Raw genomic sequence first — 19,738 nt, 5'->3', positions numbered from 1 at the left:
CCATCCTCTTAATCTCCTTGTTCGACTGCGAAAAAAGAGTTTGATAGAAAATTTCCTTCTGGATGTATCGTATGAGGGGGGGATTCCCTCTCTCAGTACTTATACCACCGTCCCTTCTCATCATACTCACCGATCTCCTGTTGAACGACCGGGATCTTCTCCAGTCTCCTGAAGAAGGCCGCCTTGAAGGCGAGGGTGAAGGGGGTGGCGATGAGCGCCCAGATGAAGAGGACGACTGCGGTTGCCATGAGGGCGTCTGGTCCGAGGAGTGCCATCACTTCATCGCCGGTCATTTCGCTGATGAGATCCGGATCCATCTCTGCAACCTCTGTCATCTTCTCCCAGAGGAGGCCCATCCAGAGGAAGGCGAGGCCGAAGAGGATGCCAAGCAGGATGATGATGTTTGCGGCGATGAAGAGGAGCACCTTCCATCCATGGACCATCACCAGCGTGATGCTGGCACGGAGCGAGTCGAAGATCTTCTCATCCCGGAAGACGACGAAGGTGTCGTAGAAGTACGTGAAGAGGAAGATCGGGATCATGACCCACATCGCGATCATCATGGTGAAATCTGCCGTTGCCGGAATCCCGATCAGCATCGTTGTCCCAATCACCAGCATGATGGTGATGATACTTGCAAAGATGATGACGAGGAGCGGAAGGAGCACCCGGAAGTAGTATGAGAGCCCGTACCGGAGATAGACGGACGGATCGTTTGAATCCTCCCTGATGATCCCATAACCTGCAGCGATGATGAACGGATAGACGAGGAGAGCGAGGATCTGAAAGCTCCCTGTTCCGGCGAGGGAATCTGATCCGGTTATCAGGATATCACCTGCTGTGACTGCTGCGATGATAAGGCCGGAGAGCCAGAGAAGCGGCCGGCGCTTCAGGAGTCCGATGGTATCTGCGAGTGCCTCACGGATCATGGTCATCGGTTCCTTGGCATCGCGATGATCTCCCTGACCTGGAGATCGAAGAAGGTGGCTGTATGTGCTGGCCGGATGACAGCGGCACAGTCTGCGCCGGTTGCCGTTCCCCCAACAGCAATCACCTCGTCTTCGATCGGGATGGCCCCCTGGTCTGCGGCGATCAGAACCGACTCAACCGCAACCTTCAGCCCGACTGCAACAACGCGTCGGAGCGCCTCGGCTATCGCCTCAGATCGTGAGCCTCCGCCGACACGCTCTGCACGTGAGAGGGCGCGTTCAAGCCCGGAGAGGGTATGTGTTCCGGTGACGATGATATGGCCTTCTGCTCTGAGCGTTGCCGCGGTATCTTCGGAGAATTCCCAGATGCCGGGCTTTGAGAAGCCGACGACATGCGAGACGACAACAAGGCGAATCCCGGTTCCCCGGATTGCATCAAGGAACGCGAGTGCGGTCTTCCCGCTGGTGCTGGCGACCACGATCTGCGTACAGTTCAGCAGGCGCGCCCGTTCGACCGCGAGATGAACCACATCTGCGGTATTCTCTTTTCCTGGCTTGTCAAAGTATGCCGTTTCTCGTGTGATGTAGCCCATGTAACTTAATATGCATCGGTCGTACATGTGAATTACTATGATCACGCTTGCTCTTGCTGGCAAACCGAACTGTGGCAAGTCCACCTTCTTCAAGGCGGCGACCCTCGCGGATGTCGAGATCGCAAATTATCCGTTCACAACGATCGATGCAAACAATGGCGTCGCGTATGTCCGGTCTCCCTGTCCATGCCGTGAGCTTGGCCTTGATTGTGGGAACTGCCATGATGGATTCCGGTTCATCAATGTCGGTCTTATCGATGTCGCGGGTCTCGTCCCGGATGCCCACAAAGGAAAGGGGCTTGGGAATCAGTTTCTTGACAATCTCCGGTCTGCCGATGCGATTATTCAGGTCGTGGATGCAAGCGGGGGTACTGATGCCGAGGGGAATCCGGTTGATCCGGGGAGTCACGATCCGAAGGAGGATATCAGATTCCTCAGGTTCGAGATGGCGATGTGGGTTGCAGGCATTATTGAGAAGCATCTTCCCCGCCTTGCCCGTGCTGCACAGGGGAAGGAGGCGGCTCTTGTCGACCTGCTTGCAGAAGGGCTTGCCGGACTCTCGATGACGGCTGAGGATATCAGATCCGCACTCGCAGAGACTGATGTGGATCTCTTCACCGCCGATGGCGATGCCCTCTGCCGCTTTGCGGATGCCCTGATTGCCATCAACAAACCGATGGTGACGGTTGCAAACAAGGCAGATCTCGCATTTGAAGAACTCCTTGCTTCATTCCCTCCGGAGGTTGTCAGGACGACGGCAGCGGCCGAACTTGCTCTCAGAGGTGCCGCCTCTGCCGGGGTTATCTCGTATCTTCCTGGTGATCCTGACTTTACGGTCAAGCCGGGAGTTACGCTCACTCCGCAGCAGGAGAAGGGTCTCTCCATGATCAGAGCGGTGATGCAGAGATTCAAGGGAACCGGTGTTCAGGAAGCGGTGAACAGGGCTGTTTTTTCGCTTCTTGATATGATCGTCGTCTATCCTGTCGAGGATGAGACCCATTTCACCGATGGGAAGAACCGGATCCTCCCGGATGCTTTTTTGATGAAGCGGGGTTCGACCCCACGCGATCTCGCATACCGTGTGCATACGGATATCGGGAAGGGATTCCTCTATGCGGTTGACGCGCGGACGAAGATGCGGGTGAAAGACTCGACAGAGCTCAAGAGTGGGGACATCATCCGGATCGTCAGCACAGCAAAGTGAAATGAGCGACAGATTAAAGTAATATCAATCAAGAGAAGAGTATACGTATGGCAGGCGAGGTCTATCAGGCACAGGTGCTGAAGAACTTCTTCGATACCATCACCGGATCGGATAGAAACCTCACCCGCATCTCGATGTGTGTTATCACCCTCGCAAAGCTCAGAAGCGAGGATCCTTCGAAAGTCACCTTTCTCCTTGACCAGATGCGCAAGTCACGCGAGAAGAAGGAGCTCAGTGTCGACATCCTCGATTATATGGTCGATGCCGCGGTCGCCCTTGATCTGGAGATCGTCCAGACCGCGTTTGGCGTCACCAATGTCAGGCAGATCGCCGATGACTTCGGCACCGTATCCCTCGACTCATTCTAGTCCTTGATCGGACCATTTTCTTTTTTGCCTTTGTACAGCGATGTCGGAAGTTTCAGTGCACATGGTATCCATTTGTATTGATCAAAAGTTTCCATTCCAAATGATCAATGGTGTCCATTTGAGATGGATAGTTTTATGAGATCTCCTCTTCCTGTACTGGTATGCTCCTGAAGAGTGAACTCTCGCGGATTCTCATATCTCAAAGGAATATGCTTCAAAATCGCGAATCCGGAATAATACGGGGGGATCTCGTGAAGGTGAAGCCTCTGTTGAATTTTGCCGTCATCATATCCGGTATCCGGAGATGTGGGAAAAGCACGCTCCTTCTTCAGTCGATGAAGAGGGAGGAGGAATGTTACTTTATGAATTTTGAGGATCCCCGTCTGGGTAGCTTTGATCTTAAGGATATTGAGATGCTTCAGGAGGTCTTCGTTGAGGAGTTTGGAGACCGGGATCTCTATTACTTTGACGAGATCCAGAACCTTCCAGGCTGGGAATCATATGTGAGATACCTTCTGGATCAGAATAAGAAGGTGATAATCACCGGATCAAATGCATCTCTTCTGAGCCGGGAGCTCGGAACAAAACTGACCGGAAGAAACCTGCGCATTGAACTATTTCCATTCTCCTATCAGGAATATCTGATGTATCAGGATCGGGAGGATTCATTCGATTCATTTCAGGAGTTTCTCTTCGCTGGTGGCTTTCCGGAGTACCTCAGAACAGGTCTTGATGAGGTTCTTCGGAATCTGCTCATGGATATTATTGCCAGGGATATCGTATTTCGTCACCTCATTAAAAATCCTGGCACTATAACTGACCTTGCAGTCTACCTGCTTGGAAATATATCAAGAGAGGTTACCCTCTCCCGGCTTCAGAAGACGTTTCCGGAGATCGGTTCGGTTACTACCCTCTCATCCTATATGGATCTTCTTGAAGATGCGTATATCCTCTTTATCCTGCCACGGTTTTCGTTTTCCCAAAGAGTCAGGCAGGTTAACCCCAAAAAAGTGTATGCCATTGATAATGGGCTGATCCGGGCAAATTCCTTAGGATTTTCAGATGATCAAGGCAGACTCCTTGAGAACCATGTATTCCTGGAGCTGCGGAGACGCTACCGGGAGATCTTCTATTTCCGGGAGAAGGGAGAGTGTGACTTCGTTGTCAAAGAGAAGGCGGCCATCATACAGGCAATCCAGGTCTGCTATGAGGTCACCAGCCGGAATAAAGAGAGAGAGGTGGGCGGGCTGCTGGAGGCGATGGATCACTTCGGACTTGAGAGGGGATATATTCTGACTGCTGATCAGGAGGAAGAGATTCGGATAGCCGGAAGGATTATATCGCTCATTCCGGCACGAAAGTTTCAGTATTGATCTTTTTCAGGCTGAGCATCCTCTGAACGGGTTACCTTCCTGTTCCCCTCCCAGTTATGGATCCGATATTGCAGCCGTATCGTCAGGATGACGATGGTGATGGTGAAGAAGATGAAGAGCGGGAGGCCGAGAGGGATGTCACCGGGAAGGAAGAAGAAGATGACTGCATAGAGCGGGGTGAACATCGAGACGAGATCACGCCGTGGATCTGCAAACGCCATCCCGCAGAGGAGGAGGGATGCGATAAAGCAGCCCCATATTCCCGGCGAGGTATATAGTGGGAGCGGAAGGGTGACTCCGAGATAGACGAGGGCGATACCAAGCATTGCAACGCCTGGTGTCAGGTACCAGTACCGTGAGATGGCTGCTGCAAACGGTGGAGTTGGTTTCTTCTGTGCCATTGCTACCCTGTACCTTGTCGTCAGGTCTATAAATGTTCAATCGGTCTCTGCGATGGTTCTGAGCCGCTGTACGCCCTCGATCTCAGAGATGACATCAACAACCGGTGCAGGAACATAGTCCTCCCATGGCTCGCCATCAAGTATCCTCTGCCGGATCGCGGTCCCGGAGAGGGATTCACGCTGGTACATCGGGGGCGATTTCACTCTGATATTTGCCTCCCTGAAGAGCTGGATGACGAGCGGGTTTGAGGTATAGCAGATCTCAAACGGGGGTGACATTGAGGTGACATGCGAGACCCAGAGGGCATTTCTTCTGATATCCTCGATGGGAATGACATAGAAAGGGCAGTCTATCGTCTCAAGTGCGCGGGTGATCATCAGCACCCGTTCTCCGGCGGTGAACGGATTCTGGGTGTCATGGGAGAGCTGGGCGCTCCCGACACCGATGATGATCTCATCAACCTCATCTGCGATCCCTTCAAGTACCGCCTGGTGGCCGTTATGGTACGGCTGAAACCGGCCGATATAGAATCCACGCCGGATCATTGGTCTGCTCCATGCGCGATCTGTGCAGCGAAGGCCCCTGCTGTGAACCCTGCATCGATATTGACGACTGCAAGGACTGCACAGGACTGCAACATGCTTGCAAGCGCCGCTTCTCCTTTCCCCATGTATCCGTACCCGACTGAGACCGGCACCCCGATGACCGGCCGGCCGACAAGCCCTGCAACGACGGCAGGGAGTGTCCCTTCACGCCCTGCACAGACGACATAGGCATTGGCATCCTTCAGTTTCTGAAGGGCAGGGAAGAGGCGGTGGATACCTGCCGCACCAACATCATATGCGGTGAGGGTGGTACATCCCATCTCCTCGGCAATGATCCGCGCCTCCTCAGCAACACGGATATCCGAGGTCCCGGCGGTGATGATCGCAACCGTTCCACCTGTCTTTGGCACCGGGCTGCCGTCTGAGAGGATGATGATCCGTGCATCCGGGAAGTACTCACAGGATGCGTCCGGGACTCCGCTCCTCACCGCATCTGCCTGCTCTTCTGTCGCCCGGCTTGCAATGCATCGGCCGGTCGTTTCAAGATAGCGCTTCATGATTGCAACAAGGTGCGGGGTATCTTTTCCCTCTGCCAGGACGACCTCGGGGATCCCGCAACGGAGGGTCCGTCCAAGATCGATCCTGGCGAGGGATCCCACCTCCTCAACGCGGAGTCCGGAGATCTCCTCCGCAGCCTCCTGCGGGGTTCGTCTCCCCGATCTCACCTCCTCCAGGAGATCCATCAGGAATGGATGGTTTGCCATGATTATTATTATCAAGGGATGAGGCTCATATTAAGTGCATTGCATGGATATCCTCTTCTACGTCACCTGTTTTGGCGCAGCCGTCGTCATCTTCCTCTGGCTCCGTGACCTCCGGATCTACGGGCGGACGGGCAGGGCCGGGTATCGGAGGGCAGCCCTCCGGGGAATCTTCTGGTCGGCGACGGGGCTTGCAGGTGTTGCAGCAGCGGATTTCAATCAGCCCTTCATCGGGATCGCTCTCGTCCTCGGTGCCTTGTATATGCAGGGGCGGGATGAGCGTGAGCGAATCTGGACAGGCGAGGGATCCCTTGAGCGGTTCCTCGGGGCAGTCCGGATACAGAAGAGATAAGCGACGTGGTATGTGATGATTCAGAGACCGAGAGGAACCCGGGATTTCTTCCCGGATGAACTGGAAGAGCGGAGAGGCGTTGAAGAGACGTTACGCAGGGCGGTATCGCAGTGGGGATACCGGGAGGTTGCAACACCCGAATTTGAGCATCTCGAACTCTTCACCATACGTTCCGGTGAAGGCATTATCGGGGAGATGTATGCCTTCCAGGATAAAGGAGGCCGTGATCTCTCGCTCCGTCCTGAACTGACGGCCCCGGTCCTCCGGATGTACGTCAATGAGGCGAAGGTGCTGAACAGGCCGGTCCGGTGGTACTATTTCGGGGACTGTTTCCGGTATGAGCGGCCACAGAAGGGGCGGTACCGGCAGTTCTGGCAGTTTGGGATCGAGCTGATCGGTGCGGATACCGCACAGGCAGATGCCGAGGTGATCGCGGTCGGCTCTGATCTTCTCACCTCCGCCGGAGTAACCTTTGAGCTCCGTGTCGGTCATCTCTCGATGATGAAGAGCCTCATCGCCGATCTTGAGCCGGATACCCAGAAGAAGGTGATGGCATGCCTCGATAAGCGGGATTATGGGGCTCTTCAGACGGTGCTCCCTGAGGGTGATCTCGCGGAGCGCCTCACCGCACTCATCGAGTCACGAAACCTTGATGATGCATTTGCGATCACCGGATCAATCCCTGAAGAGGCGCGGATTCGGGAGACATTTGCCCTCCTTGATGCACATGAGGTGCCATATACCCAGTATTTCGGGATTGCCCGTGGCCTTGATTACTATACCGGCTGTGTCTTTGAGGCATTTGCCGAGAATCTCGGAGCCGAGAACCAGATTATGGGGGGAGGTGCCTACCGGCTCGCCCATCTCTTCGGCGGCGAAGATACACCATCCTGTGGGTTTGCCATCGGCTTTGATCGTGTGATGGTCTCCCGGGGTGACCAGGGTGTCCCGCGCCCCCTGACGGTCGCCCTGGTGGTGACACCTGAGGGGAGACTGGCAGGCATCGGTGCGGCTGCAGCATTCCGAAGAGCCGGGGTACGGACGCTCGCTGATCTGACAGGGAAAAGTCTCTCAGCCCAGCTCTCGTATGCGGCAAAGCATGCAGATTATGCAGTTGTCATCGGTGGACGCGAGGCTGAGAGCGGGATGGTGACACTCCGCGACCTCGGGAGCGGAGATCAGGAGACGGTTTCAGTGGAAGAGGCGGTACTCCGGGTGGTGAGTGGTGGTTCTTGCTGAGGAACTGGCGAAGCAACAGAAGAGTATCAGTGTAGCGGAGTTCTTTGAGAAGAATAAACATCTCCTCGGCTTCGACTCCCCGACACGCGGTATCATCACCACGATAAAGGAGGCGATCGATAATGCCCTCGACGCCTGTGAAGAGTCGATGGTCCTCCCTGACATTCTTGTGATCATCAGGAAGACGGGATCAGATACCTACTCAATTGCTGTTGAGGATAACGGCCCCGGCATCATGCCGGAGCAGGTGCCGTTCGTCTTCGGAAAACTGCTCTACGGCTCCCGGTTTCACCAGGTCAGGCAGAGCAGGGGTCAGCAGGGGATCGGAATCTCGGCCGCCGTCCTCTATGCCCAGCTGACAAGCGGGACACCTGCGGTGGTCATCTCACGGACCGGGGCGAAGACGAAGGCGCACCGGTTCACCCTGATGATCAGGACGCAGACGAATGAGCCGGAAGTCCTCTCCCACGAGGAGATAGACTGGGCGCTCCCGCATGGCACCCGGATCGAGCTTGAGTTTGCCAGCTCGATGGCTGCAAAGAAACGTCTCCTTGAGTACCTGAAGTACACCTCCATCGTCAATCCTCATGCCCGGTTCCGGATCGAGATCGATGGCGAGGGGACGACCTTTGAACGGGTATCCGGTGAGGTTCCCCCCTGCCCCAGGTCGATCAAGCCACATCCGCATGGGATTGAACTTGGAATACTGAAACGGATGGCGGCGGCAAGCGACCTTCCGGTAGAGGTATTCCTCCAGGAGGAGTTCTCGCGTGTCGGAAAGAAGACCGCTTCGGAGATCCTTGCCCTCGCTTTGATAGATGGGGGCGTCACGGCATCGTCACTTTCCCCGCCTGATCTGAAGACACTCCTTGCAACGATGCAGACGGTCCGGATCCCGGCACCCCCGGCGCAGACCTGCCTCTCCCCAATCGGGGAGGAGCTTCTTGTTGAGGGGCTTGAGAAGGAGTTTGCCCTCGATTTTGTGAAGGCACGGAGCAGGGCGCCCGGGGTCTTCTCAGGACATTCGTTCGTGGTGGAGGCGGCGATAGGATATGGAGGAAGGCTTGAGGCAGAAGGATCCGCAAAGATACTCAGGTTTGCAAACCGGGTGCCGCTCCTCTATCAGCAGGGGGCATGCGCCATCACCCAGTCGATCCAGTCGATCAACTGGAAGGGGTATGGGATATCCCAGGCCGGCCTCCCGATGGGCCCGGTTCTGATCCTCGTCCATGTCGCTTCGACAAATGTTCCATTTACAAGTGAGAGCAAGGATGCCGTCGCCTCGATCCCCGAGGTCGAACGGGAGATCGTCCTTGCACTCCAGGAGCTTGGCCGGGATCTGAAACTCTTTCTCTCACGGCGGGACCGGGGCCGGATCGCAGAGGATCGGGCACGTGCGGTCTGTGCCATCATCCCTGATATCGCCTCAAAGGTCGCAGAGATCGTGGAAGCGCCGGTCCCCGACACCTCCGCGATTGAAGGGAGGATCATGCGCCGTGTGGTGGTGAAACGCGGGCTCCGTGGGGACCATGTCTCCATTCGGGTCGATAATCATACGGCAAAACCGGTTGAGCTGACGCTCTATGATATCTCGGCAGATACCGGTGAGGGGGCGACCATTCCTCCGGACTTCGTCTCTGACCTCGACGGGGAGACGACGAAGTGCTGGCGTGTCGCCCTGCCGCCGCATGAATCCTTCCTGACCGAGTATCCCGGCTCCGGCGGCGGGAGCCTGTCGGTGCAGGGGATTGATGAGTCGCAGATGGTTCTGCTGAATCTTGATGAGTGAGGGTGTATCTCGGGACAGACTCCTGCACCAAACGATGGTGCTAAATCGTCTCCATTCAGATACCTTCTATGGATATTGATATTGAGATCATCGGTCTCTCAGAACTCCCCTGCGGACCGTTCCCCTGCGATGATGACCGCTCCTGTGAGCTGACCGAATGTTTCCCGACCGAGCGTCTCCTGCCGGCTGTGGATGCACTGAAAAAGAAGCTTCGCTCGGAATTTGGCGATAATATCAGCGTCACGCTCACCCTCCTTGACGATGGTGTCCCACGGCGGATCCGCGATATCATCGAGGAGCATCAGCCACCACTCCCCATCGTCATCGTCAATGGGCGTGTCACCCCGATTGGGCGGGTATCTCTCGCCCTCATCCGGAAGGAGATAAAAAAAGAACTGGATAATTGAATTATTGCACTTCTTCAAGGAGACCAGTTGCGAGATCGTAATATACCCCGTAAATCTCCACTTTTTTGTCGGCTTCTGCCTTCTTCACGATCGGATATGTTCTCAGATGCTCGATCTGGAGCCTGATATTCTCCTTCTCCATCTCGGTGAGCCGGTTCTTTGCCTCTTCCGGTGTTGTGGGTGCAGCCATCCGTGCATCGACCCTTCGTTTCGCCTCACGGGCATTGTCGATCCAGAGGGGAATATAGGCGTCATCCATCTCCTTGTCGAGTGCCTTGATCCCTCCGCAGTCGGAGTGGCCACAGATGACGATACCCGGAACCCTGAGGTGGGCGACTGCATACTCGAGGACGGCAGCGAAGTTCCAGTCCCCGACCGGGACGATGTTTGCGATATTCCGGTGAACGAAGAGCTCGCCTGCATCTGCATCTGTTATCCGTTCTGGTTCGATCCGTGAGTCTGCGCATCCGATCCAGAGTGCTTTTGGGCTCTGCGAGCTCGCAAGGGCATCATACCGTGCCGGATCCTTCTCAAAATCGTTCTCGATAAAAGACTTGTTTCCTTTGATAAATTCTTCAATCATACAAACACCAGGGCTTTTGAAACCCTTTTGTGATTCTGGTGATGAACGAATATAAACACTCTGAATTAACGATACGGGAGATGCGGCTTGTATGGAGGGAAAAAAAGGGTTATAATTCGACGGCACCCGAATCTGCCTGGCCGACGGTGCGTGCATAGCGTGCAAGAACACCTTTGAGCGTGCGCGCTTTCGGTCTCCACATACTCCGTCTCCGGTCGAGTTCTGCCTCATCAACGTTTATATCAAGGCGTTTTGTCGTGATGTCGACGATGATCTCATCCCCATCCCTGACAAGAGCGATCGGCCCTCCGACCTCCGCCTCGGGTGCGACATGGCCGATGCATGGCCCCCGTGTTCCCCCGGAGAACCTTCCGTCGGTGATCAGGACCACCTTCTGGTACCCAAGTCCCATGAGTGCCGATGTTGGTGCGAGCATCTCCGGCATCCCCGGACCGCCGCGGGGACCTTCGTACCTGATGATGACGATATCGCCCTCCTGTATCTCCCGTCCAAGGATCGCCTTCATCGCCAGTTCTTCGCCATCAAAGACACGTGCGGGTCCTTTGTGCTTCCACATGGACTCATGAACTGCTGCGTACTTGACGACGGCACCATTCGGGGCGAGGCTTCCGGAGAGGATTCGAAGGCCGCCACTCGTATGCACCGGATCAGTGATCGGCTGGATGATACTCTCATCGAGGAGCTGTATCTCTTCGGCGATCTGGTACACGGTCTTCCCTGAAACCGTCTCTGCATCCTCAAGCGAGTCGATCAGCCTCTGAAAGACCGCCGGGATTCCGCCAGCCCTGTGGAGGGCGACCATCGCATGCGGCCCCGCGGGCTGCATATGGCAGATATGGGGGGTGGTGTCACTGATGCTGTTGAAGGTCTCAAGATTCAGGGGTACTCCCGCCTCCCGGGCAATCGCCATCAGGTGGAGAACGGTATTTGTCGATCCCCCGAGTGCCATATCGACGCGTATGGCGTTGCGAAGGCTCTTTTCTGTGATGATATCAGTCGCGGTTATGCCTGATCTGACGAGATCCATTATGCGCAGTCCTGTCTCCCTGGCAATCCTGAGCTTCCCTGCTTCAACAGCAGGCATGGCGGCTGACCCCACGATGGACATCCCCATCGCTTCACTCATACAGGCCATCGTATTAGCAGTATAGAGGCCCTGACAGCTGCCGCATCCCGGCATTGCGGCACACTCGAGGGTGCAGAGCGCCTCTTCGGGAACGGTTCCTGCGGCGACCTTACCGACCGCTTCGAAGACATCGACGAGGGAGAGGTCTTTTCCCTGAAGGTATCCGGGCATCATCGGCCCGCCGGTGAGCATGATCGCGGGGATGTCGAGGCGGGCGGCGGCCATCAGCATGCCGGGAACGATCTTGTCGCAGGTCCCGATACAGACGATGCCATCGAACCGGTGTGCCTCTGCCATCAGTTCGACTGAGTCTGCGATATTTTCACGGGAAGGGAGGGAGTACCGCATTCCCTGATGGCCCATCGCGATCCCATCACAGATTCCGATGACGCCAAACTCAAAGGGAACGCCCCCGCCTGCGGCTATTCCTTCCCTGACCTTCTGGGAGAGGTTCCGAAGATGGGTGTGACCAGGGACGATATCGTTCCATGCATTGGCTATCCCGATGAAGGGGAGATCCATCTCCTGATCACTGACCCCAAGTGACCTGAGGAGGGATCGGTTTGGGGCACGCGGGTACCCTTTTTTTATTGCATCACTACGCATAGATGATCAGGAGTACCTTGATCTTTAAAATGATAAATCGTTGCGGGAAAGCGACTAATTACATAATAATAATCTCATGAATGTCCGCGCCCAGACGATTGCAATTATTGCATCTGTCAGCCTCTGTCTCATTGCTGGTCTCGGCCTCGTCTCCCAGGGAGCAATTCTTGACGGATTTGCAAACCTTGAAGAAACGCATATCGAAGAGACGCTTGATCGGGTAGTCCGGACTATCGATCTCAGGCAGGAGTACCTGGCGGGATATGCCCTTTATCCTGGGCAATGTGACGGCATCTCTTTAACAATGGCCGGAGAGCAGACTGAATATCCGGAGATCTATTCTGATACAGGTCTCTATGAGTATCTTGACATCCAATACATCATTGTCACCCGGGAGGATGGGAGCATCCTCTCAGCTGAAGGGTATGATCCCCGTGATGAGCGTCCGCTTCCCATTCCCCCTGAACTCTCCCTTCTCCATCATGATCTCATGGCAGAGGGCTTTCATGAAACCTCGGGGTTTCTGAAGACCGGAGATGGGCCGGTTTTTGTTGTCCTTGCCCCGATCGACGCTACCTCTGGTGCGGTCTCCTTCGGGCAACTCGTTGACGACGAATGGATCGCTGCCCTCTCCAAAGAGACGGGAGAGGACCTCACCATCACACTGGATGGCAATCCTGAACGGGGGGCAGCTGTCTTTAGATCCGCAGATGGCACGATGATCACAGGGTCCCGTCTTTTGAGTGATATACATGGGTCCCCTCTCTTCCTTCTCTCGGTGACCCATGATCGCTCCATCTATGAGAAAGGAAGATTAGCCTATCAGTCCGCATTTATTGTGATTGCCTTCCTGGCGTTCATTTCAGGGGTGTTGATATATCTCTTCCTCAATCATTCCTTCATCTCACGAATCGCCTCTCTCAACAGTCAGGTTCAGAAGATCAAGGGGGATTCTGTTGCCCGCGACTCTGTATATCTGGAGGGCGATGATGAGCTCTCCGGCCTTGCCGGCTCCATCAACGGGATGCTGGAATCTCTTGATCAGCATCAGGGGAGGATTCGGGAGAGTGAGGAACGATACAGACGGATCTTCAATGCGGCTATGGATCCCATGCTCCTTGTGGCAATCGATCCTGATGATAATCCCGGAGTAATCTGTGATGCAAATGAGGCCGCCCTCTCCCTCCTCGGGGTGGGATATCACGATCTGATTGGGATGCGTCTATCGACGTTCTTTGATATGGAGCATGCCAATCCTGAAACAGGACTTTCCATAGGGCATTTTCACCCCCTCAGCGGCGAGTCGATCCCGGTTGAAGTAAGTATGCATACGTTTTCCATGAACCATCAGCCTGCTGCCGTCTGGGTTGCCCGGAATATCTCTGAGCGGCTCCGGATTGAAGAAGAACGAAACCTCTCTCTTGAGCAGATCAGTCATAATATTGAACAGTTTGCCATCATCGGGGATAGCATCAGAAATCCCCTCCAGGTGATCAGGGGGTATCTCCTCCTTCTGAAGGACAAACCCGAATATATCCAGGCGATCGATGAGGAGATCGATCAGATTGATGGTCAGATCATGCAACTGGATGAGAGGTGGCTGGAATCTGAGAATGTCATCAGATTCCTCAAGCGCAATAACAGATAGCGATTATCTGCTCCACGCCCCCTCGCTCCCATCCCGATAGAGCGAGACGACCTCACCGATGACGATGATGGCCGGGGGCTTCACCCCTGATTCTTCCGCCTTCTTTGTTATATCTGCAAGTGTTCCTGTGGTGACCCGCTGATCCGGCCGGAATCCGCGTTCGATGATCGCAACCGGCTTTGTCCCTGCCATCCCATGCTCAATGAGCGACCTGGTGATCATGGGGAGATTCTTCACCCCCATCAGGATGACGATGGTGCCGGGTGATCCCGCAAGCCATCGCCAGTCGATGGCTGACTCCTCCTTGGTTGGATCTTCATGGCCTGTCAGGAAGGTGACCTGGCTTGCCCATGTCCTGTGGGTGACCGGGATGCCGACACATTCGGGGACGGCGACGGCACTTGTGATCCCCGGAACGACCTCAACCGTGATGTTATGCTCCCTGAGTACCTCCATCTCTTCGCCTCCACGGCCAAAGACGAATGAGTCGCCGCCTTTCAGCCTGACGACCCGGTATCCCTTCTTCGCCCGGTCCACCATCAGGCTCTCGATCTCGTCCTGGGTGAGGGTGTGCGCCCCCCCGAACTTTCCGCAGTTGATCTTTTCTGCGGATGCCGGTAATGAGGCGAGGACCTCTTCGCCCGGCAGCTGATCATAGAGGACGACCTCTGCTGCATCGATCACCTCGCGTGCCCGAAATGTCAGAAGTCCAAGGCCGCCAGGCCCTGAACCAACAAGATATACAATTCCGCTCATGGTTTTTCCAGTCCCAGTGTCGTCTTTGCTTCACGTATCAGATCGGCAGCGGCATCCCTTAATTCCCGGCCGGTGAAGCGTGCATCGTCAATATCATCTACTCTCCGTTCGATCCGCTCGGATCTTGATCCGTCAAGGGAGAGGATCTCTGCGATCAGATAGCGATCCCGGCAGAAGATCCCCTGGGGGGTGAAGCAGCCACCCCCCACCTCCTCCATAACCGCCCGCTCGATCATCGTATCCATGCGTGTCTCCTGATGGTCAAGGGGTGCGAGTGCGTCCTTCAAACCGGTATCATCCCTGCAGACGATGGCGATCGTTCCCTGGTTTGGCGCAGGGACGAACTGTGTCACCGGAAGACGGATACCATTAATCTGCATTCCCATCCTGACCAACCCCGCCTCGGCGAGCATGATGGCGTCATACTCCCCGTCCCTGAGCTTTCTGATCCGGGTGTCGATATTCCCGCGCAGCTCCCGGATCTCAAGCTCCGGATCATGCCGCAGGAGCTGGGCACGCCGCCGCGTGCTTGATGTCCCGATGATGGAGATCTCATCGAGGGGTGTATCAAAGGCGAGATAGTCTGTTGGCGGGTCACGGGCGAGGATGGCCGGGGTGGCAAGCCCTTCCGGTCGGAGTGCGGGGATATCCTTCATGCTGTGGACCGCAACATCGATCTCGCCCCGGAGGATTGCATCATCGAGTGCCCGGACAAAGATACCCTGGCCACCGACCTGGTGAAGCGGGACACTCGTCTCTGCATCCCCTTCGGTCCTGATGATCGTCGTCTCGGTCCTGAGACCCTTGCTGGCGAGGAGGCGTGAGACGATCTCGGTCTGGCGCATTGCAAGGGCGCTTCCCCGTGTACCGATTCGGATCAGTTGAGGCATGAGGAGAAGACCCCGGCGATTCTGCTGATATCCTCGTCTGTATGGGCCGATGATATGAAACAGGATTCAAACTGCGCAGGCGGGAAGAAGATGCCTGATGCGAGCGACTTCTTCCAGAAGGCTCCAAAACGGGTGGTATCGCTCTCTTTTGCCTCAATATAGTTCCTTGGCGGGGCATCCCTGAAGAAGTAGGTGAACATGGATCCGGTTCTGACAAATGAGCCGTCTGCGGTCCCTGGAATGCTCTCTTCAATAACCCGTGCCTGTGCATCGAGCCGGCTGTAGAAAGCCGGGTCACCTGTCAGCAGGTCGATGGTTGCGATGCCTGCTGCAAGGGAGAGCGGGTTTCCGTTAAAGGTGCCTGCCTGGTAGACCGGTCCTGCCGGGGCGATCATCTCCATGATCTCCCTCCTTCCGCCGAACGCACCAATCGGGAGGCCGCCGCCGATGATCTTTCCGAGTGTGGTGAGATCAGGTCTGATCCCATACTTTTCCTGTGCACCACCAATGCCGAGGCGATACCCGGTGATCACCTCGTCGAAGATGAGAAGGACGTCATGCTCTTCTGTTATCGCCCGCACCTCCTTCAGGTACTCCTTATCTGGCAGGATAGTTCCGACATTGCCCATCACCGGTTCGATGATGAATGCCGCTATCTCCTCGTCGCTACTGAGTATCGCTTCCAGTGCCTCCGGGTCATTGTATGGGACCTGCCGGGTCAGTTCAGCGATAGCCGGTGGAATCCCTGCCGAATCAGGGATGCCGAGCGTCGTCGCACCCGATCCCGCCTTGATCAGGACGCTGTCATGGGCTCCATGAAACCCTCCTTCGATCTTGAGGATCTTCTTCTTCCCTGTATAACCACGGGCGAGCCTGATGGCGGCCATCGTCGCCTCTGCACCGCTTGAGACGCATCGTACCATCTCAATTCCCCTGTGATCCCGGATGAGCCGCTCAGCCATCAGGATCTCAAGCTCTGTCGGTGTTCCATAGAGCCATCCCTTCTCAAGCTGGCTTCGTATGGCGTCTGCTACCTGTTTATTCGCATGGCCGAGGATGAGCGGGCCGTACCCGAGGCAGCAGTCGATGAGCTCATCCCCATCACATGTCCTGATACGGGATCCTTTCCCTCCGTCTGTATAGAAGGGGTATGGCTTGATCGCCCTGACCGGGCTGCTGACGCCTCCGGGGAGGAGGGATACTGCTCGTCTGAATAACTCATCACTTCTCATTGTAACCACCGTGCGACATCTTCTGCAAAGTATGTAATGATCAGGGTTGCCCCGGCCCTTTTTATTGAGATGAGGGACTCAAGGACAACCTTCTCTTCATCGATCCATCCGTTGGCGGCAGCCGCCTTGATCATGGCATACTCCCCGCTCACCTGGTAGGCGGCGACGGGGAGGCCGAGTGTCGTGATCTCCCTGATGATATCAAGATAGAGCCCCGCCGGCTTCACCATCAGGATATCGGCTCCCTCTTCTGCGTCAAGGAGCGACTCCCGATATGCCTCGTTTCTGTTTGCCGGGTCCATCTGGTAGGTGGAGCGGTCGCCCTGACAGCATCCCGAATCGGCCGCCTCCCTGAAGGGGCCATAGAGCGCACTTGCGAATTTTGTCGAATACGAGAGGATTGGAATGGAGGAGAAGCCTTCCCTGTCAAGAGCCTGCCTGATCGCCATCACCTGTCCATCCAGCATACAGGAGGGTGCCACCATCTCTGCTCCTGCCCGTGCATGGCTGACCGCAATGCGTCCCATCAGGTCAAGGGAGAGATCATTGTCGAGCTCAGGGCAGTCTCCGCACTCCATGATGATCCCGCAGTGGCCATGATCGGTGTACTCGCATGCACAGACATCAGTGATGACGAGCATCTCCGGCACATCCGATCGGATCAGCCGGACCGCCTGCTGCATGATCCCGTCGTCTGCATATGCCGATGCCGCACCCGGATCCTTCTCTTTCGGGATGCCAAAGAGGATCACTGCCCTGATTCCTGCGGCAGAGAGCCGTTTGACCGTCTCGGGGAGGTCTCTGAGGGGCAGCCTCGACTGCCCGGGCATCGAGGGGATGGGGGCAGGATGCTGGATCGTCTCGTCGATGAAGAGCGGGGCGATGAGATCGCTTCTTGTAAGGTCCGTCTCCCTCACCAGGGGTTGTACTTTACGGTTTCTGAGTCTTCTCAATCGTGTCGTCGGAAACATAGTCTCTCTCCTTTTGTTATCGCATCGACGATGCCTTCGGCAGTCTCAAGATCGCACTCCTCAGCACAGGTCCTGACCGACATCGTCGCATCGGCGAGGATCTTCCCTGTCAGGACGCGTGTCAGGTCATCGATGACCTGAATCACCTTGGGATCTGCTGATCCGATCCGGTTGATCGCTTTATCCCTCTCACGGATGCGGATCGCCTCAGCCCATGTATGCAGTGCTGCGATGGTATCATTCGCTGCGGCACGGTTGATCCTCCGGATGAAGGTGTCGAGTTCGGACTCGATGAGGGAGCGGATCGTCTCTGCCTCACTTCGTCGTGCCTCAAGGTTCTCTTCAGATATCGACCGGAGATCATCAATGGTGAAGAGATGGACTCCCGGGATCTCCCGGAGAGCATCCTCGGTATCCCGCGGCTGTGCAATATCGATGATGATGAGGGGTTTTGGTTTCTCAGCCAGCGGCCATTTTCTCCCCAGCATTGCATCTGCGAGTTCATCCCGCTTAATAACGATATGCGGGGCTGCTGTACAGGAGATGACGACATCCGAGAGGGTGATGACCGGGAAGAGCTCTTTGAAGGTGATGGCTTTTCCCCCGATCTCTTCTGCCAGTTCAACTGCCCGTTCATGGGTACGGTTTGTCACATAGATGGCGGTGAGATCCTTCTCCCTGAGTGCTTTTGTGACGAGACGGCCCATCTCCCCGGTCCCGATGACGAGGATATGGCGGTTCTTCAGGGTGCCGAGGAGCTCTTCTGCCAGCTTGACGGCGGCAGATCCGATGGAGACCGAACCCCTGTTGATCATCGTCGTCTGCCTGACCGAGACGCCGAAATGGATTGCCGTGTTGATACAGATATCGATCGCCTGGCTGTTCCCGCCGGCTGCTGTTGAGGTGAGGAGTGCTTTTCGCATCTGGCCGAGGATCTGGTCCTCACCGACGATCATCGAGTTGATCCCGCTTGCAAGACCAAGAAGGTGGCGGAGTGCTCCAAGGCCATGATGAATACTGAACCTGTTCCTTCCAAGGCTCTGCATGAACCGGGCGAGGTCCTGTGGATCTCCCTGGACGAGAACCTCAACCCGGTTGCAGGTCTGGAGAAGGAGGACGCCTTTGTATCGTGACCGTGCCTGCCTGATGAACTCCTCCTCATCCGGAAACCGAAACTCCTCCAGCTCTTTCTGGCTGGCTGTCAGGTGATCGAGGCCGGCGATAGCGATCGGGACGAGGAGGCCGTCACTCATGGGCATACCTCAGAAGAGCCGATCGGATCGTCTCATCTCTGGCTCTGGAAAGCCCCTCGATGATCTCCGGATCCTGCGCCGCCTCCCTGAGCCTGCGCCGCCGCTCCTCTTCCGGGAGATCGGTCTTCTTCAAAGCGTCACGCATGATGCGCTGGAGATCAATCATCGCATCGATCTCCGGTACAATTCCTTCAAAACGTTCCCTGAGGATCCGTGCCACTGCCGGGCTCCCCCCTGATGTGGAGAATCCGATGATGAGGTTCTCTCCACGGACGATCGAGGGGATGAAGATGTCTCCTGCGCTGCCGTCAGCATTGTTGAAGAGGCACCCTTCTTCTGCAGCGATCCGCCCGATCCGGTCATTGATTGCTTTGCTGGAGGTTGCTGCAATCGTAAGAAACGCACCCCTGAGGTATTCTCTTATCTCGTCATCCTGCATCAGAGAGATGTCGGCCTGTATCTGCTCAATCGGGAGGTCGGTGATTGGATCTGAGAAGCTCCTGCTGATCACTGATATGTCTGCTTCTCCGGCAAAGTACCGGGCCTTTCGTGTGGCAACCACGCCTCCACCGAAGATGATGACCTTCTTATGTGTGCAATCGATGATCAGGGGGATCATTTCCTTTAGTTTTGTGATGCTGGACTATTAAGATGACGATTTTTCTGAGGCGATGTTATTTTCCAGTTCTC

Annotated in this window: 21 protein-coding genes; 8 read left to right on the top strand and 13 right to left on the bottom strand. The window is 55.7% G+C overall.

Annotated elements, in window-relative coordinates:
• Window positions 1-92 precede the first annotated feature (92 nt).
• Entirely contained in the window at window positions 93-929 is an 837-nt protein-coding gene (locus tag RJ53_RS05050; protein ID WP_211530529.1) for a DUF7847 domain-containing protein, read from the bottom strand.
• A 2-nt stretch (window positions 930-931) separates the two neighbouring features.
• Window positions 932-1,522 carry a pyruvate kinase alpha/beta domain-containing protein gene (locus RJ53_RS05045; protein ID WP_211530528.1) on the bottom strand — a complete coding sequence of 197 codons (591 nt, stop codon included), beginning with the start codon at window positions 1,520-1,522 and terminating at the stop codon, window positions 932-934.
• A gap of 37 nt (window positions 1,523-1,559) precedes the next feature.
• Here RJ53_RS05045 and RJ53_RS05040 point away from each other — a divergent pair, with 37 nt between their 5' ends.
• The 3 genes from RJ53_RS05040 to RJ53_RS05030 all read left to right on the top strand — a co-directional run bounded on the left by RJ53_RS05040 (window position 1,560) and on the right by RJ53_RS05030 (window position 4,467).
• The gene (locus RJ53_RS05040; RefSeq protein WP_211530527.1) at window positions 1,560-2,726 is read left to right on the top strand and encodes a redox-regulated ATPase YchF; all 1,167 of its coding nucleotides are present in this window, start codon (window positions 1,560-1,562) and stop codon (window positions 2,724-2,726) included.
• 47 nt (window positions 2,727-2,773) lie between these two features.
• On the top strand, window positions 2,774-3,094 hold the full coding sequence (locus RJ53_RS05035; protein ID WP_211530526.1) for a hypothetical protein: 321 nt from the start codon (window positions 2,774-2,776) through the stop codon (window positions 3,092-3,094).
• Window positions 3,095-3,345: 251 nt separating this feature from the next.
• The gene (locus RJ53_RS05030; protein WP_211530525.1) at window positions 3,346-4,467 is read left to right on the top strand and encodes an ATP-binding protein; all 1,122 of its coding nucleotides are present in this window, start codon (window positions 3,346-3,348) and stop codon (window positions 4,465-4,467) included.
• Here RJ53_RS05030 and RJ53_RS05025 read toward each other — a convergent pair.
• The 3 genes from RJ53_RS05025 to larB are packed head-to-tail and all read right to left on the bottom strand — an operon-like array spanning window position 4,458 to window position 6,178.
• Window positions 4,458-4,868: a hypothetical protein gene (locus RJ53_RS05025; protein ID WP_211530524.1), complete on the bottom strand. Its 411-nt coding sequence runs from the start codon at window positions 4,866-4,868 to the stop codon at window positions 4,458-4,460. The genes RJ53_RS05030 and RJ53_RS05025 overlap by 10 nt on opposite strands.
• Before the next feature lie 36 nt (window positions 4,869-4,904).
• The gene (locus tag RJ53_RS05020; RefSeq protein WP_211530571.1) at window positions 4,905-5,411 is read right to left on the bottom strand and encodes a nicotinamide-nucleotide adenylyltransferase; all 507 of its coding nucleotides are present in this window, start codon (window positions 5,409-5,411) and stop codon (window positions 4,905-4,907) included.
• The gene (larB, locus tag RJ53_RS05015) at window positions 5,411-6,178 is read right to left on the bottom strand and encodes a nickel pincer cofactor biosynthesis protein LarB (protein WP_211530523.1); all 768 of its coding nucleotides are present in this window, start codon (window positions 6,176-6,178) and stop codon (window positions 5,411-5,413) included. Before larB ends, RJ53_RS05020 begins: the two co-directional genes overlap by 1 nt.
• A gap of 43 nt (window positions 6,179-6,221) precedes the next feature.
• Between larB and RJ53_RS05010 the strand changes: the two genes are divergently transcribed.
• From RJ53_RS05010 to RJ53_RS04995, 4 genes are all read left to right on the top strand, one after another.
• Window positions 6,222-6,527, top strand: a complete 306-nt coding sequence (locus tag RJ53_RS05010; protein WP_211530570.1) for an ABC transporter permease — start codon at window positions 6,222-6,224, stop codon at window positions 6,525-6,527.
• A 15-nt stretch (window positions 6,528-6,542) separates the two neighbouring features.
• Window positions 6,543-7,766, top strand: a complete 1,224-nt coding sequence (gene hisS, locus RJ53_RS05005) for a histidine--tRNA ligase (protein ID WP_211530522.1) — start codon at window positions 6,543-6,545, stop codon at window positions 7,764-7,766.
• Window positions 7,753-9,555: a DNA topoisomerase VI subunit B gene (locus RJ53_RS05000; protein ID WP_211530521.1), complete on the top strand. Its 1,803-nt coding sequence runs from the start codon at window positions 7,753-7,755 to the stop codon at window positions 9,553-9,555. The genes hisS and RJ53_RS05000 overlap by 14 nt, the downstream gene beginning before the upstream one ends.
• Before the next feature lie 68 nt (window positions 9,556-9,623).
• Window positions 9,624-9,962, top strand: a complete 339-nt coding sequence (locus tag RJ53_RS04995; protein ID WP_211530520.1) for a hypothetical protein — start codon at window positions 9,624-9,626, stop codon at window positions 9,960-9,962.
• A gap of 1 nt (window position 9,963) precedes the next feature.
• On the opposite strand, the gene RJ53_RS04990 is transcribed toward RJ53_RS04995, so the two are convergent.
• On the bottom strand, window positions 9,964-10,545 hold the full coding sequence (locus RJ53_RS04990; protein ID WP_211530519.1) for a carbonic anhydrase: 582 nt from the start codon (window positions 10,543-10,545) through the stop codon (window positions 9,964-9,966).
• 109 nt (window positions 10,546-10,654) lie between these two features.
• Window positions 10,655-12,298: a dihydroxy-acid dehydratase gene (gene ilvD, locus RJ53_RS04985; protein ID WP_211530518.1), complete on the bottom strand. Its 1,644-nt coding sequence runs from the start codon at window positions 12,296-12,298 to the stop codon at window positions 10,655-10,657.
• 76 nt (window positions 12,299-12,374) lie between these two features.
• Here ilvD and RJ53_RS04980 point away from each other — a divergent pair, with 76 nt between their 5' ends.
• A complete protein-coding gene (locus tag RJ53_RS04980; RefSeq protein WP_211530517.1) occupies window positions 12,375-13,946 on the top strand; it encodes a CHASE4 domain-containing protein in 1,572 nt (523 codons plus the stop codon).
• 3 nt (window positions 13,947-13,949) lie between these two features.
• On the opposite strand, the gene cobA is transcribed toward RJ53_RS04980, so the two are convergent.
• The 6 genes from cobA to RJ53_RS04950 are packed head-to-tail and all read right to left on the bottom strand — an operon-like array spanning window position 13,950 to window position 19,667.
• Window positions 13,950-14,702, bottom strand: coding sequence for a uroporphyrinogen-III C-methyltransferase (cobA, locus tag RJ53_RS04975; protein WP_211530516.1), 753 nt, complete (start codon window positions 14,700-14,702; stop codon window positions 13,950-13,952).
• Window positions 14,699-15,592 (bottom strand): hydroxymethylbilane synthase, encoded by an 894-nt coding sequence (gene hemC / locus RJ53_RS04970; protein ID WP_211530515.1) that lies wholly within the window; start codon window positions 15,590-15,592, stop codon window positions 14,699-14,701. Before hemC ends, cobA begins: the two co-directional genes overlap by 4 nt.
• The gene (gene hemL, locus RJ53_RS04965; protein WP_211530514.1) at window positions 15,580-16,824 is read right to left on the bottom strand and encodes a glutamate-1-semialdehyde 2,1-aminomutase; all 1,245 of its coding nucleotides are present in this window, start codon (window positions 16,822-16,824) and stop codon (window positions 15,580-15,582) included. The genes hemC and hemL overlap by 13 nt, the downstream gene beginning before the upstream one ends.
• Window positions 16,821-17,795 (bottom strand): porphobilinogen synthase, encoded by a 975-nt coding sequence (hemB, locus tag RJ53_RS04960; protein WP_211530513.1) that lies wholly within the window; start codon window positions 17,793-17,795, stop codon window positions 16,821-16,823. The genes hemL and hemB overlap by 4 nt, the downstream gene beginning before the upstream one ends.
• Window positions 17,774-19,048, bottom strand: coding sequence for a glutamyl-tRNA reductase (hemA, locus tag RJ53_RS04955; protein ID WP_211530512.1), 1,275 nt, complete (start codon window positions 19,046-19,048; stop codon window positions 17,774-17,776). The genes hemB and hemA overlap by 22 nt, the downstream gene beginning before the upstream one ends.
• Window positions 19,041-19,667 carry a precorrin-2 dehydrogenase/sirohydrochlorin ferrochelatase family protein gene (locus RJ53_RS04950; RefSeq protein ID WP_211530511.1) on the bottom strand — a complete coding sequence of 209 codons (627 nt, stop codon included), beginning with the start codon at window positions 19,665-19,667 and terminating at the stop codon, window positions 19,041-19,043. Before RJ53_RS04950 ends, hemA begins: the two co-directional genes overlap by 8 nt.
• Between the last annotated feature and the right edge of the window lie 71 nt (window positions 19,668-19,738).

Origin of the sequence: Methanocalculus chunghsingensis (genome assembly GCF_018132105.1) — an archaeon.
Lineage (GTDB): Archaea > Halobacteriota > Methanomicrobia > Methanomicrobiales > Methanocorpusculaceae > Methanocalculus > Methanocalculus chunghsingensis.
This window is presented reverse-complemented; position numbering and strand designations above follow the sequence as displayed.

Bases quoted from the DNA above. Each gene is read 5' to 3' on its own strand.
- larB (WP_211530523.1), bottom strand. From the start codon at position 6,178: ATGGCAAACCATCCATTCCTGATGGATCTCCTGGAGGAGGTGAGATCG.
- RJ53_RS05010 (WP_211530570.1), top strand. From the start codon at position 6,222: ATGGATATCCTCTTCTACGTCACCTGTTTTGGCGCAGCCGTCGTCATC.
- ilvD (WP_211530518.1), bottom strand. From the start codon at position 12,298: ATGCGTAGTGATGCAATAAAAAAAGGGTACCCGCGTGCCCCAAACCGA.
- hemA (WP_211530512.1), bottom strand. From the start codon at position 19,048: ATGAGTGACGGCCTCCTCGTCCCGATCGCTATCGCCGGCCTCGATCAC.
- RJ53_RS04980 (WP_211530517.1), top strand. From the start codon at position 12,375: ATGAATGTCCGCGCCCAGACGATTGCAATTATTGCATCTGTCAGCCTC.
- hemC (WP_211530515.1), bottom strand. From the start codon at position 15,592: ATGCCTCAACTGATCCGAATCGGTACACGGGGAAGCGCCCTTGCAATG.
- RJ53_RS04950 (WP_211530511.1), bottom strand. From the start codon at position 19,667: ATGATCCCCCTGATCATCGATTGCACACATAAGAAGGTCATCATCTTC.
- RJ53_RS05025 (WP_211530524.1), bottom strand. From the start codon at position 4,868: ATGGCACAGAAGAAACCAACTCCACCGTTTGCAGCAGCCATCTCACGG.
- hisS (WP_211530522.1), top strand. From the start codon at position 6,543: ATGATTCAGAGACCGAGAGGAACCCGGGATTTCTTCCCGGATGAACTG.
- RJ53_RS05050 (WP_211530529.1), bottom strand. From the start codon at position 929: ATGATCCGTGAGGCACTCGCAGATACCATCGGACTCCTGAAGCGCCGG.
- RJ53_RS05035 (WP_211530526.1), top strand. From the start codon at position 2,774: ATGGCAGGCGAGGTCTATCAGGCACAGGTGCTGAAGAACTTCTTCGAT.
- hemL (WP_211530514.1), bottom strand. From the start codon at position 16,824: ATGAGAAGTGATGAGTTATTCAGACGAGCAGTATCCCTCCTCCCCGGA.
- RJ53_RS04990 (WP_211530519.1), bottom strand. From the start codon at position 10,545: ATGATTGAAGAATTTATCAAAGGAAACAAGTCTTTTATCGAGAACGAT.
- RJ53_RS05040 (WP_211530527.1), top strand. From the start codon at position 1,560: ATGATCACGCTTGCTCTTGCTGGCAAACCGAACTGTGGCAAGTCCACC.
- RJ53_RS05045 (WP_211530528.1), bottom strand. From the start codon at position 1,522: ATGGGCTACATCACACGAGAAACGGCATACTTTGACAAGCCAGGAAAA.
- RJ53_RS04995 (WP_211530520.1), top strand. From the start codon at position 9,624: ATGGATATTGATATTGAGATCATCGGTCTCTCAGAACTCCCCTGCGGA.
- hemB (WP_211530513.1), bottom strand. From the start codon at position 17,795: ATGTTTCCGACGACACGATTGAGAAGACTCAGAAACCGTAAAGTACAA.
- cobA (WP_211530516.1), bottom strand. From the start codon at position 14,702: ATGAGCGGAATTGTATATCTTGTTGGTTCAGGGCCTGGCGGCCTTGGA.